The sequence below is a fragment of the Chryseobacterium sp. VAUSW3 genome (genome assembly GCF_002205795.1).
Taxonomy (GTDB): domain Bacteria; phylum Bacteroidota; class Bacteroidia; order Flavobacteriales; family Weeksellaceae; genus Kaistella; species Kaistella yananensis.
In genome coordinates this window covers 1-13812 of record NZ_NIUY01000003.1, presented here as the reverse complement: position 1 = coordinate 13812, position 13812 = coordinate 1, and the positions used below count along the sequence as shown (strand labels likewise).

The window sequence follows — 13812 nt, the reverse complement described above, 5'->3', positions numbered from 1 at the left end:
ATATCGCTTTGGCCAAAACGAGCTCCAAAAATATATTACATATTCTAATTATCCTAATTTTTAACAGTTTTTTAGCACATACAGATGCTCAAATTCTGCCTGAAAATAAGATAGTTAATGATACTATTCCTAAAGTCGACACCATAATTATTGCACAGGAACAGCTTGAGGCAGTGGTGGAAACCAAGGCCGACAATATCCGAAATGATATACCAAAAAAAATGACTTACCTGAACAAAAAAGCTCAGGTAAAATATCAGGATATGCAGATTGATGCAGATTATATTTCGATCGACTGGAATAAATCGATGATTTTCGCAAGGGGTGAGCTCGATTCTTTAGGAAGAATAAAAAATCCGGCGGTTGCAGTACAGGGAGGCAAAAAATATGAATACGACGAGTTTTCTTACAACATCAAAACCCGTCAGGCCATAGCTTTCAATGCAAGAACTGAAGAAAGTGAAGGGGTAATTATTGCTGAAAAAACCAAGAAATATAATGATTCCGTTTTCTTTATGCGTCGCGGGAAATATACAACCGACGAATATTTCATTAAGAAAAAAGACACCATTGCCGATTATTATCTGCTTGCGCCAAACATCAAATTAATAAAAGGGAAAGACAAATCACAAGTAATTACGGGACCTATACAGATGTATATCGAGCAGGTTCCTACTCCGCTGATCATGCCTTTTGCGATACTTCCTTTTTCAGATAAACGGAGCGCAGGAATCCTGATTCCGAGTTTTGGTGAGAGAGAAGATGTCGGATTTTTCCTGAATTCTCTTGGATATTATCAACCTATCGGAGATCATTTTGATTTGAAAATTCTTGCAGACATTTATACTAAAGGCAGCTGGAATCTCCGGCCGGAAATGAATTACAAGAAAAATTACCGCTACTCCGGGAACTTTTCTGCAGATGTGGGGAACACTGTACGGGGAATTAAAGGTTTATCAGATTATTCCAAAAGCCGTACGTACAGGATTGCGTGGCGACATCAGCAGGACAGCAAAGCGAATCCTTTCCTTACTTTTTCTGCTTCTGTAGATGTGGTAAGTAATAAATTTTATAATAATACCGTAAATAATAATTACGCGTTCAACCAAAATAACCTTAATGCTCAGCAAAACTCCAGTGTAAGTGTTGTAAAAAGGTTTCTTACGCTTCCGATTACGATTACCGGAACGTCATCTTATTCCCAGAATTTCTCTACAGGTTTGGCAGATTTAAAACTACCGGTTTTGAATGTAGCGATTAATCAGTTTTATTTATTTAAACCTAAAACCGGAGTAAGACAGGGCCTTTTAGAAAACATCACCGTAAATACTGGTCTGAATTTTAATAACTATGTACAAACCAATGAAGGCGAACTTTTCACCCAAACGATGTGGGACAAAATGCAGACCGGACTGAAAAACAATATTACACTAGGCACTAATACAACAATTGCCAAGTATTTTACATTCTCACTTTCAGCCAATATTGACAATGCCTTAACGACAAAAACGCTTACAAGAAGTTACAACCCTATCACCAACCGTGTTGATGACATTCTGAATAAAAAAATCGCTGGATATTCTTCCTTTTCTACCGGAGCAAGTTTACAGACTGTACTGTACGGGATGCTGAACTTTAAAAAAGAATCTTCAATCCAGGCAATACGTCACATGATGACTCCACAAATTGGCTTCAGTTACTCTCCGGATTTTTCGGCAGCCAGTTTCGGGTACTATAAAACCTACGCCAATGATCGGGGCGAAATGACACCCTATTCCATTTTCGACCGCGGAATCATCGGTTCTCCAAATTCAGGTCTGGTTCAGGCGCTGAGTTTTTCAGTGAATAATAATTTAGAGATGAAAGTACGGTCTAAAAAAGATTCTACAGGCATCAAAAAAATAAAAATCTTCGAAAGTTTAAATTTCAACACGAATTATAACTTCGCGGCGCCAACCCACAAATGGTCAATCTTCAGTTTCAGCGGGCAGACCACAATATTTGAAAAGCTAAACCTGAATACAGGATTGAATCTGGAGCCTTACCAAATTATTTTTGCGCCAGGTGAAGACACCGGAATCCGGACCGAAAATTTTGGGCATTTCAGTGTTCAGGGTTTCAACGCGCAACTTTCATATCCTTTGAGCAGCGAAATTTTCGATAAAAAAGACAAAGAAGACCTGTCTAAAAAGTACAGTAAAAAAGGAGAAATCCGCAACGAAGATTATTACTTTGATGATGATAACTATGCACGTTTCACCCAACCGTGGACTTTAAACATCAATGCCCAGTACAGCTACACCAGAAGCCTGACGCGTTTTGGGAACAAAATGGCATCTATCGGATTAGATGGGAGTATAAAACTTACACCGTTCTGGAACATTACCGGAAACCTGTATTACGACGTTATTACAAAAGAAATTGCCAATACACAGCTTGGTTTTTCGCGCGACCAGCGTAGTTTTACGATTAATTTTAACTGGATACCTTATGGCCAGTACAAAGTCTACGATTTCTTTATCGGAATCAAAGCGAATATTCTGCGCGACGCCCTGAAATATAAAGACCGTAGTTTTACACAGCCAAATGCACCGTTTTAAATTTTAAAGAATTAAACATTAGTTTTATATTTGCCAATATTATCATTATGAAAAAAATAATTTCTACTTCTGATGCGCCTGCAGCAATTGGTCCTTATTCACAGGCTAATTTTGCCAACGGAATTTTATACATCTCCGGCCAGATTCCCCTGAATCCCCAAACTGGAAAGCTTGAAGAAGGCATCGAAAAAGAGACCCATCAAGTCATGAAAAATCTTGAAGCAATTTTGAAGGAAGCAGGAATGACTTTTAAAAACGTGGTGAAAGCAACGATTTTTCTAAAAAATATGGATGATTTCGCAGTAATGAATGATATTTACGCATCATATCTGGATCCTGAGAGTTTTCCGGCAAGAGAAACCGTACAGGTTTCCTGTCTGCCCAAAAATGTAGATATTGAAATTTCAATGATTGCACATCAGTTTTAAATGAATTTCATTAGGAATACGATTGCGGTTTTAGTAGGTCTCGCTGTTGCAGCACTCATCATTTCATTGGGAGTGAGACTTAATTCATCATGGATTACCTATGATGAATATTCGCCGTTCGGGAATTGGGAACAGCTTCTGAAAGCGATGGAAAACAAACCGTATTTCTTCGTCGCGTTGCTTATTTCTTCGGGCATTGCAGCTACTGTGGGTGGTGTTGTTACTGCAATCATCGTGAAATATGCCAAAGTTGCCTACGCAATTTTAATTGGGTTTATTTTACTCTTTATCGCGATGCTCGACATTATTATTTTCCCGTATCATCCTACTTTTTATAAGATTTTAATATTCCTGACATTCTTCCCCTTTTCATGGATTGGAGGAAAAATTACAGAAGTGATTTACGAACGGAAAAAGAAAAGATTAAAGAAAATTCAGCATAAAAAAAACGCAGCTCAATAAAAGCTGCGTTTTCGGTTTTTAAAATGGTTTAAGGCATTTTAAAACCTCTTGTTGTTATTCTTCCGTATTCGTCCACATATTTTACCTGAACGTTTCCGTTGTAACCCTGAAGGATTTTTTCCACATCTTTCTGCGAGTTTACAGGTTTTCCATTTACTTCAATAACGATATAATTATCAACTACGCCAATTTTCGACATTTCGCTGCCTGCCACAACGTTTTTAGCAATTACTCCGCTGTTCAGCCCATAATCTGTCTTAAACCGTTCGCTTAAAGGTTCGAAATCAGCACCAATTTTTTCGGTTACTGTAAGATCAGCTTTGCTTCTGAATGAAGTTCCACCCTTTTCGTCTCTCAAAGTTACATTTACAGTATTGGTTCTGCCGTTTCTTAAATACGTAACGGCTACTTTGTCGCCTGGTCTTTTGCTTCCGACAGCGAAAGAAAGATCATAATAGTTAGAGACAAGTGTTTCATCGACTTTGGTAATGATATCTCCAGGTCTTAATCCCGCAGCTTCAGCACCGCCTTTATCTACAACTTCGATGAGATATACCCCATCTCCGGATTTAATATTGGTTTTGTTTTGCTGGTTATAAATAGAAACCTGACGTGTATCTGATAAATCGAGTGATTTCACGCCAAGGAAACCGCGTTGCACTAATCCGAATTTCTTGATATCTTCAACCACTTTTCGGGCAAGATTCGATGGAACTGCGAAACCGTAACCTTCATAATAGCCGGTTTTCGAAGAAATTGCAGAGTTAATTCCGATCAGTTCACCATTAGGATTCACCAATGCTCCTCCTGAGTTTCCTGGATTAATTGCCGCATCGGTCTGAATAAAACTTTCAATCGGTGTTCTGGATTGCTGGCTCAGCAAATCGATACTTCTGCCTTTAGCCGAAACTATTCCGGCGGTTACTGTTGAATTTAATCCCATCGGGTTGCCGACAGCCAAAACCCACTGGCCTACTTCCACATTGTCGGAATTGGCAAAATTCAGGTAAGGCAATCCTTTTTCTTCAATTTTTAAAAGTGCAATATCTGTAGTGGGATCGGTCCCTACCAAATTAGCTACATAAGATTTTTTATTGGAAAGCACCACCTCCAGCTTACTGGCTCCCGCGATAACGTGGTTATTTGAAATAATGTAACCATCCGGCGAAATAATGACTCCGGAACCCATTCCTGAAGGCATATCTTTGGGAGCCTGCTGCTGTTTTGGCTGTCCGCCAAATGGATTTCCAAAAAACAGATCGAACATATCCTGCTCGCTTCTGTTCGAAGTTCTGTTGGAGTAGTTCTTAATACTTACTACGGCCGGCACCGTCATTTTAGATGCTTTCACGAAATCATCACCAACGCCGGTCATGTTAAATGATGCATATTTGGCATCCGTATTTTTGGGTGCGAAATACGAAAACTCAGCGTCTTCGTTATGCACATTAAAATAATTAATAGCTCCGAAAGTCGTAGCTCCGGAGATTACACCCACGAATGCGTAGGGAATTAGTTTTTTTAAGGTATCCTTCATCTTCATAAATTATATTGTATGATCTTAAAATATTTGTTGCTTCAAATTTAGCACTTAATAAGTATTAATGGGAAGTGATATGTTTCAGTTTTAACTAAAAATTAACAAGAATTATAAGATTTTAATTATATTTTCATATTGGATTCAACATCTGTATAAAAGTTAAATTAATTCCCAATTCACGGGCTTCAAAAAATCTTTTACGACAGTAAATTCTTATATTCTCAAATCCTTCAAAAATTTCCTCAACTCAAAACGTTTGTTTAAATTTGGGACAATCACTTTATTATGAGACTAAACATCAATAACGAAACTTCAAAACTGAGATCAGTAGTTCTTGGGATGCCCAATTCGATGGGTCCTGCTCACTCTTTGGAAGACAGTTACGACGCAAAATCGTACCATTCTATACAGCATGGAATTTATCCTAATGAAAAAGACATCATTTATGAGATGACCGAGTTCGAGAAAATCCTCATCAAACACGGTGTAGAAGTTTACCACCCTCACCTTATTGAAAACTACAATCAGGTTTTCGCGCGTGATGTGGCTTTCGTTATTGAAGATAAAATGATTATCTCGAACATCATCCAGGACCGATATGATGAGCAGGATGCGTACAGAAAAATTTTTGCGCGCGTAGGCTGGAAGAAAATCATCAATCTTCCGGATTCGGCACATATCGAAGGCGGCGATGTAATTGTGTGGAATGATTTCCTTTTTATAGGCACTTGTTTTTCAGAAGATTACAGGAATTTCAAGACCGCAAGAACCAACGAATACGCTATTGAAATCCTGAAAGAATATTTTCCTAAAAAAAGAATCATCGATCTGGAACTGAAGAAAAACGATACCGATCCCTATCAGGGAATTCTACATCTGGACTGTACTTTCAATCCCGTAGGAAAGGATAAATGCATTATTTACAAAGATGGTTTTGTTGATGAAAGTGATTACAGACTTTTAATCGACATTTTCGGGGAAGAAAACTGCTTCCATGTAACGCAGCAGGAAATGTTCGAAATGAATCCTAATATTTTTTCGATTTCTGAAGAAATTGTAGTTTCAGATTCTTCGTTTACACGACTGAACAATCACCTCCGGAATGAATGGGGAATTACAGTTGAGGAAATTCCGTACCGGGAAATATCAAAAATGGGTGGTTTACTCCGCTGCTCTACTTTGCCGCTGGTGCGTGATTAAGAAAAAGCAGAAGTTAAGAACTAAGCATTTTAAGTTTTTTAATTTCTTCCTCGCTTGCGAAAGTATCATATTTAAGAATTGCAGAAGAGTGAAAACTCGTTGCGCCGGTAAATTCTTTGAGCTGCTGAACATTTTCGGAGCGAACGCCGCCAACGATTAAAATTTCGATCTGATTACCGTATTTTGAAATGAGTTCTTTCAGATTCTCTTTCCCTTTCATAGCATCAGGTTTTCCGCCTGAGGTTAAAACGGTTTTAAAACCCAGGCTAATCAAGGTCTGAATGGATTTATCTAAATCCGCAGTCCGGTCGAACGCACGGTGGAACGTGCATGGTCTGTCTCCTGCAAGTGCAATTAACGCTGTATTTTTTTCTTCATCAATTTCATTATTCACATCCAAAACACCAAACACAAAACCATCTGCTCCGGCTTCGCGGAAACTGATGATACTGCTTTTCATTTCTGTAAATTCGGCTTCCGAATAAAAAAACGAACCGCCTTTTGGCCGAATCATCACGTAAATTGGCGTTGCATAATTTGATTTCAGATACCGGAATTCGTACAAATTGGGTGTTGTACCGCCAAGGTCGATATTATCGCAAAATTCGATTCGGTCTGCCACGGATTTAAGGGCAGTTTCGGCAGAGGTTATTTCAAAACAGGCAATTTCTAACATGATTTCTTTATTGTCTATAAATTTAAGTATTTTTGTTCAACCACAGATTAATACTAATAAAAACAATATTTCATGCAAACAGCCAGCACGGTTCTGATGGTGGAACCTATCGCATTCAGTTACAACGCCCAAACCGCCGAAAACAATTATTTTCAGGTCGAACAAAAAGATGCTGACATCCAGACAAAAGCTCTTGATGAATTCAACAGTTTTGTAGATAAATTAAAGAGCAAAGGCATCAACGTTATCACCGTTAAAGATACTTTGGATCCACATACTCCGGATTCTATCTTTCCGAATAACTGGGTAAGTTTTCACAGCGACGGGAAAGTAGTTCTATATCCGATGTTTGCACCAAACCGAAGAGTTGAGCGCAGAACTGATATCCTGGAAACTCTGAAAGACAAAGGTTTCGAAATAACAGAAATTGATGATTTATCTCATTTTGAAGATCAGGAAAAATTTCTGGAAGGAACCGGAAGCATGATTTTCGATCACGAACACAAAATAGCTTACGGTTCGGTTTCACTGAGGTTAGATGAGGAACTTTTCCGCCAGTTTTGCCAGAAATTCGGTTTCAGGCCTGTTGTATTTCATTCTTACCAAAATGCCGGCGACCAAAGACTTCCTATTTACCACACCAACGTAATGATGTGTGTTGCCGACAAATTTGTAGTGATTTGTCTGGATTGTATTGATGATGAACTGGAGCGTGAAAAAGTGCAGGAAGTCATTAAATCGACCGGAAAAGAAATCATAGAAATCTCGGAAGACCAATTGCAGCAGTTTGCCGGAAACATGCTTCAGGTACAGAATGAAGCCGGGGATAAATTTTTGGTGATGAGCGAGACTGCCTATAAATCTCTAACTCCCGCACAAATTCAAAATATCGAAAAATATTCCGAAATCATTTACTCAGATTTGAATACAATTGAAACCAACGGCGGCGGAAGTGCAAGATGCATGTTGGCTGAAGTGTTTTTGCCGAAGAATATTTAATAGGAAATTCATAAAAAAAACCAATAATCCCCGAAAAATTTCGGGGATTATTTTTAAAAATTTAATTAAGTATAGAAAAAATTATTTGGTTCTCGATTTTATTTCATCGGAAGCACTTTCGATGTTTCTCACCTTTTTCACCTTTTGATTTCCGAAGCTGTATACGATACTTGCGCCAACACTTTGTCTGTACATGTTGTTCTGTACGTAATTGTAATTGCCGTTTTCCTGATAATCCTCCACTTCTACAATGTTTGTTTTCAAAATATCGTTTACATTTACGGTAAAGGTCCAGTCGTTCCATATTTTTTTGAGACTCAAATCCAGACTTGAAAGGTTTTTAAGCATTCCCAGTTCAATCTGCTGTTTGTCTACATAAAAGAAATTCACGCCGGCAAACCAGGTTTTCTTTTGGTCCAAACGGATATTGTTATTGGTTTGCACCACAAAACTTGTAGAGCTGGTATTATTCGTGTACAGCGGGAAAATATCGCCAGTGGTAGGATCTACACTTAAACTGCCATTATTTTTGTTATGCTGCACCCCGATGTTGAAATTGGTCGTCCATGCCTGTTTGAAAAAAGACTTCTGAATCCCAAACATCGCAGACATTTCCTGTTTGTCGCCGAAATTGGTTCTGATATAACGCAGCTGATTCTGTGTGCCCACGCTTCCGTCCGCATGAACCGGAATTCCCTGTAAAGGAACCTGCGTGATAATATCTTTCTCCAAAGAGTGATTCAAAATCAGGAAATATGAATTTTTGAACATATAGGTAAGTTCCTGATTATAGCTTGAAGACGCTTTTACAAAAGGGTTGTTCTGCACATAATTATTCTCGGTAAGAATATTTTTAACCGGATTGATTTCCCAGAAACTCGGCCTTATCATTCTGCTAGAAAATGCATACGAAATATTGTTTTTTTCGTTAATCGCATAGTTCAGACTGAGATAAGGAAGAACATTGCTGTAATTTCTTTCAATGTTTCGCAAATTCACATCCTGTGCGTTATCCGAAGTCCCGGTACTTTTCGTCATTTCGTAACGGGTTCCGATTTTTCCGGAAAATTTATCCGAGAATTTCTTCTCAACCGTAACGTAAAGCCCGTAAATATTTTCGTCATACAGAAAATGGTTCGGCGTGCTCAAAGGATTATCTATTTTAATGCCTTCTGCGTTATATACTTCTGCCAAACTGCCATCTGCATTGAAGATCGAAGTTACACTCTGGGTGTCGTTATCGGTTTTTGTTTTATTATAATTTCCGCCGACGGAAACCGTCAAATCATTTTTTAATTTCTGGATATAATCTGCCATTCCTGAAAAATTATTGATAATCTGCGGTAGGCTCTGGGAAACATAACGCGATCTGTACAAATCAATCCCATCGGCTGTAGATTCATAGGTATTATTATCTGTACTCTGGAATCTTTTAAAATTCAAATAAGCGGCATTCAGATTTAATTTACTTCCCAGACTGTCCGTTTTCAGTTCATAATTTAAGTTTACACTGTTATTGTAAGAACGGGCGTCTTCTTTATTTCTAGATCTGCTGTATTTTGTTTCCCACACATTTCCCTGCTTCAGCGTTCTGATGGTATTAAAAAGATTAACGGTTGAATTATAACTTTTATTTGCCCAGGTATTCCAGGACAAAGCCATATTCGATTTTTCGGTTAACTGGTAATCAATATTCAGATAGCCGCCCAAATTTTTGTTAGGGTCAATGATATCACCAACAGATTCATTGGTTGCCTTACTGTTACCGTTTCGCAGAACATAACTTTGAGGTTGTATGTTTTCGCTGCCTGTTAAATTTGCAGAAATGCCTAATTTATCTTTTCTGTAATTTGCGGAAAAACTTGAGGAATTGCTGCTGTAAATATTTGCCGAACTCGCCATTCTGATGTTTCCGTTCAGTCCGTTGGTCATTTTCTTTTTCATCACGATATTGATGATTCCGTCCGAAGCTTCCACCTGAAATTCACTTCCTGGCATTGTAATCACTTCGATCTTCTGAATATTTTCCGCCGGCGTATTTTTAAGAAACTGCGCTAAAGACTGTGCATCCATATTGCTTTTCTTACCATCGATGTAGATGATTGCATTATTCTTTCCCGCAATTTTCAGGGTGCTTTCGTCGGTGGTTGAAATAAGAGGCGTCTGTTTAAGAATGTCAAAAGTTGTACTTCCTTTTGCAACAGGCGCATTGGAGATGTCGTACACGAAACGGTCGCTTTCTTTTTTGAAGACTTTTTTGGTCATTAAAACTTCCTGAATGTTGTGAACTTTTGCTGAATCATTCTTGACGGTTGCCTGCCCGAAAGCAATTATTCCGGAAAGAATTGAAAGTGAAATAATGAGTTTTTTCATGGTTAAAAGTTTTAAAAGAAAAAGAAGGAAGATGGGTTATTAGTTTTTGATTTGGTTATCAGTTGTGGTTGGTGATTAGTTTTTTCTTCCCTCCTTTTCTTAATTGGTTATTAGTTTTTTGTCGTATTAGTTTTGTATTGCAAAGATATATAATTAGTTTAGTATCATGCAATACAAAGTAGTAGATAAATAATTTTCCAAAATTAATTACTTGATTATCAGTAATAAAATTTTACAAGAGGATCTATCTTTATACAATTAGACAACTTGGACCAAAGAATTGTTACATTCGAAAATAAAAAAAGTGGAAAAAATTTCCACTTTGTGATTATAATGATGTATTAAAAAAGTATAAGGTGTTTAATTTTCTTCCCTGTTAAATTTGGCAAGTTTTGTATCTGCCCAAACAGTTGCGAACGGAAAAAATGCGGCAAGAAGCGCAAAAACGGTGTCTTCGTCATCCCAGTTATATATTTTTCTTGCGGGAAGCAGAAGAAGAAGATAAAGGGTGAAAAATAATCCGTGAATATTGCCTACAATAATAATATAAATCGTTGGTAAAAAGCCGTCGCGATCATACCTTATCCAGATCATTGCAGTGAAGAGAAAAAACCACGAAATCGCTTCTGCAATGCAGATTTTCTTAAACCAACTGATTACTTTTTCCTGAGGATATTTTGAGAAAAATTTTTCTATGATATTCATTATATTCATTATTTAAACCTACTATTACCTGTAGAACGCGCTTCCGTCAAGATAATCGAAAACTTCCGGCGGCAACATTGGTCGCACATTTTTTCCGTCTTTAATCATCTTTCGTATCTGTGTGGCCGAAATCTCGATAATAGGTGCCTGGATAAGGGAAATGTTTTCATGCTGAAGATATTCGTGATCTTTCTTTTCACCTTCAAAACTTCTGGGATAAACAATAATCTGATGATTTTTTACGAGTGTTTCTGAATTTTTCCATTTCGAAAGTCCTTCCAGATTGTCTTCTCCCATAATTAAAGCAAAGGAATAATCGGGATATTTTTCGTGCAAATAAGTTAGTGTATCGATTGTATAACTTGGTTTCGGAAGAGAAAACTCAACATTCGAAGCTTTCATTTTCGGATAATTTTTAATGGCGAGTTGCACCATATCGAGTCTGTTATGATCGTTCAGCAGCGATTTTTTTTCTTTGAAAGGATTCTGCGGACTTACAACAAACCAAAGTTCATCCATATCAGAATTCTCTAAAATATAGTTCGCCAAAATTAAATGACCGATGTGGATGGGATTGAAACTCCCGAAAAACAGCCCGATTTTCTTCATAAAATCAACTTGCAATTGTATTAATTCTTACTTTACTTATAAGTTGATAAAGGTAAAGAATTAATTTTTATAGCCGAAACAATTACCGCAGATACAGAGAATTTCACATACAATAAATTTTTTTTAAGATCATCAAATTGAAAAAATATAATTTCTAAAATATAATAAACTTGCGTAAATTGAGTTCAAATTCTGAAACTTCTTTTTTGAAATCCTTTTTCCACATACTTCTGATATTTTTTTGTGTTTCCTTGCAGGCGCAAGAGAAAGAATTTTGGCTGATTAATATACAGACTGACGAGAAAACTTTGGTTAAAGATTCGGTTTCCGCGGTTAAATTTCTCGATTCTCTTACCCAAAACAACTATTACTTAACTGAGCTGCGGAATGTAAAAAAAGAAGCAAACAGAACCGAAATCTATTTCGACACAGGGAAAAACTTTAATGAAGCAAACGTAAAACTAACTGAAGAGATTGCTAAAAACTTAAATCTTAAACAAGAGTTCTTTACCAAAAATCTGGATTCTCTTAAAAAAGAGATTAACGCGAGTTACCGGGCCAGAGGTTTTACATTCAATAGAGTAAAATCTAAATTTCTGGGAATGCAGCAAAATATTCCTCACATTGAAATTTCGGTAGTAAACGGTGAGCAGCGAAAAATAAACAGTTTTGTTATTAAAGGTTACGATAAAGTTCCGAAACGGTTTGTAAAGAATTTAGAAAAAGATTTTCAGGGAAAAATTTATGCTGATGAAAACCTGATCCGGATTAATCAGTCTTTACAAAATCACCCTTTCATTTCACTTGAAAAACCTGCACAAACACTTTTTACAAAAGATTCTACCCAGGTATTTCTTTTTCTGCAAAAAAGAAAGTCTAATTCTTTCGACGGAATAATTGGGTTTGGTAATGACAAGACAGAGAAATTTACTTTCAATGGAAGTTTAAATATGAACTTCCGGAACATGTTCAACAGTTTCGAAACAGTAAATATCTTTTGGCAGAGAAATCCCGACAAAGGTCAGATTTTCGATCTGAAAACCGATATTCCTTATCTTTTTAAATCGAACCTGGGACTGGATCTTAATGTTAACATTTATCGTCAGGATTCAACGTTTGCGAATGTTAAATTTATACCCAGCTTTTATCTTCATCTCAGCAACCGTCAGAAATTGGGACTCAGAGGAACTTTCGAAACTTCATCTGTTATGGATTCCTTATATATTCAGGGTAAAGATTTTGGGAAAAAAGGTATCGGAATTTGGTATGATTTTACCGAACCGTCTGAAATTGAGCTTTTTATGCATAAAACGAAGATTCGTGCCTCTGCAGATTATATTTCGACCTTATATTCGAACGATAACACCCAAATATCTCAAAATAATTTTTTCTTTTACGGGGAACGGAATTTCTATATTTCCGGTAATCATTATTTAAATCTTAGAGCTGAAACCGCACTGATAAACGCAAAAAATGAGTTGGTTGCAAACGAATTGCTTCGTTTTGGTGGCTGGAATTCTTTTCGGGGTTTCAATGAGAATGCTCTTTTTGCAGATTTTTACTATTTCGGGACTGCAGAGTATCGCTTTCTGGCAGGAAATCAGGCGTTCTTTGATGTCTTTGGGCAATATGGGGACCTGAATAACAAGAGCCTTTCTCTTAAGCCTAAACTATATAGTTTCGGGCTGGGATTCAACTTTTTTTTGCCGATAGGTTTAATGAGCTTTCAGATCTCCAACGGAAACGAATTTGGGAACCCTGTAAAATTTGGCGATACTAAAATCCACTGGGGTATTTTAAGTAAATTCTAAATACCAGATTAAATTAAATAGGTAAACCCTTAATTTTATACTAAACTATTACGTAACTCACATTACAAACCTATCGTTTCCGCTCCTTATTTGCATTGCAACTAAAACAATTAATTATATTAAGTTTATTGAAATAAAGAGCTGCGTTGAAATCCTCTTCCACTATTTTCCTGTCGGATATTCGTAAGCGATAAAGATTCTGGTAATTTCTGTACCGTTAGGAAGTTATTTAAACTGTATAACAGTCGTAAATTGAGTTGTATAAACACAAAAAATCCTCAATCAAATACATGAATGAGGATTAAAAAAACTGGCGGCGACAAACTCTCCCGCTTTCGCAGTACCATCGGCGCTAGAGGGCTTAACTTCTGTGTTCGGAATGGGAACAGGTGAGCCCCTCTGCTAAAAC

11 protein-coding genes and 1 rRNA gene are annotated in these 13812 nt (G+C 37.1%); 6 read left to right on the top strand and 6 right to left on the bottom strand.

Features of this window, described 5'->3' with window-relative positions; translation table 11 throughout:
• Window positions 1-8: 8 nt before the first annotated feature.
• From CDW55_RS09710 to CDW55_RS09700, 3 genes are read left to right on the top strand one after another with little or no spacing between them, the layout of a single operon-like run.
• Window positions 9-2600 (top strand): putative LPS assembly protein LptD, encoded by a 2592-nt coding sequence (locus CDW55_RS09710; protein ID WP_088469589.1) that lies wholly within the window; start codon window positions 9-11, stop codon window positions 2598-2600.
• Between the two features lie 47 nt (window positions 2601-2647).
• Entirely contained in the window at window positions 2648-3028 is a 381-nt protein-coding gene (locus CDW55_RS09705) for a RidA family protein (protein ID WP_088469588.1), read from the top strand.
• Complete coding sequence (locus tag CDW55_RS09700; protein WP_088469587.1) at window positions 3029-3490, top strand: hypothetical protein; 462 nt, start codon at window positions 3029-3031, stop codon at window positions 3488-3490.
• A 28-nt stretch (window positions 3491-3518) separates the two neighbouring features.
• On the opposite strand, the gene CDW55_RS09695 is transcribed toward CDW55_RS09700, so the two are convergent.
• Entirely contained in the window at window positions 3519-5027 is a 1509-nt protein-coding gene (locus CDW55_RS09695; protein WP_088469861.1) for a trypsin-like peptidase domain-containing protein, read from the bottom strand.
• Window positions 5028-5315: 288 nt separating this feature from the next.
• Between CDW55_RS09695 and CDW55_RS09690 the strand changes: the two genes are divergently transcribed.
• Window positions 5316-6230, top strand: coding sequence for a dimethylarginine dimethylaminohydrolase family protein (locus CDW55_RS09690; protein ID WP_088469586.1), 915 nt, complete (start codon window positions 5316-5318; stop codon window positions 6228-6230).
• 13 nt (window positions 6231-6243) lie between these two features.
• Here the strand turns inward: CDW55_RS09690 and CDW55_RS09685 are convergent, their stop codons facing one another.
• The gene (locus CDW55_RS09685) at window positions 6244-6906 is read right to left on the bottom strand and encodes a copper homeostasis protein CutC (protein ID WP_088469585.1); all 663 of its coding nucleotides are present in this window, start codon (window positions 6904-6906) and stop codon (window positions 6244-6246) included.
• A 72-nt stretch (window positions 6907-6978) separates the two neighbouring features.
• Between CDW55_RS09685 and ctlX the strand changes: the two genes are divergently transcribed.
• Entirely contained in the window at window positions 6979-7905 is a 927-nt protein-coding gene (ctlX, locus tag CDW55_RS09680; RefSeq protein ID WP_088469584.1) for a citrulline utilization hydrolase CtlX, read from the top strand.
• An 81-nt stretch (window positions 7906-7986) separates the two neighbouring features.
• Here the strand turns inward: ctlX and CDW55_RS09675 are convergent, their stop codons facing one another.
• The 3 genes from CDW55_RS09675 to nadD all read right to left on the bottom strand — a co-directional run bounded on the left by CDW55_RS09675 (window position 7987) and on the right by nadD (window position 11592).
• The gene (locus CDW55_RS09675; protein WP_088469583.1) at window positions 7987-10278 is read right to left on the bottom strand and encodes an outer membrane beta-barrel family protein; all 2292 of its coding nucleotides are present in this window, start codon (window positions 10276-10278) and stop codon (window positions 7987-7989) included.
• Between the two features lie 360 nt (window positions 10279-10638).
• Entirely contained in the window at window positions 10639-10983 is a 345-nt protein-coding gene (locus CDW55_RS09670) for a DUF3817 domain-containing protein (RefSeq protein WP_088469860.1), read from the bottom strand.
• 24 nt (window positions 10984-11007) lie between these two features.
• Entirely contained in the window at window positions 11008-11592 is a 585-nt protein-coding gene (nadD, locus tag CDW55_RS09665) for a nicotinate (nicotinamide) nucleotide adenylyltransferase (protein ID WP_088469582.1), read from the bottom strand.
• Between the two features lie 251 nt (window positions 11593-11843).
• Here nadD and CDW55_RS09660 point away from each other — a divergent pair, with 251 nt between their 5' ends.
• A complete protein-coding gene (locus tag CDW55_RS09660; protein WP_228399642.1) occupies window positions 11844-13403 on the top strand; it encodes a hypothetical protein in 1560 nt (519 codons plus the stop codon).
• 308 nt (window positions 13404-13711) lie between these two features.
• On the opposite strand, the gene rrf is transcribed toward CDW55_RS09660, so the two are convergent.
• Window positions 13712-13812, bottom strand: a 5S ribosomal RNA gene (gene rrf / locus CDW55_RS09655); the annotation flags it as partial.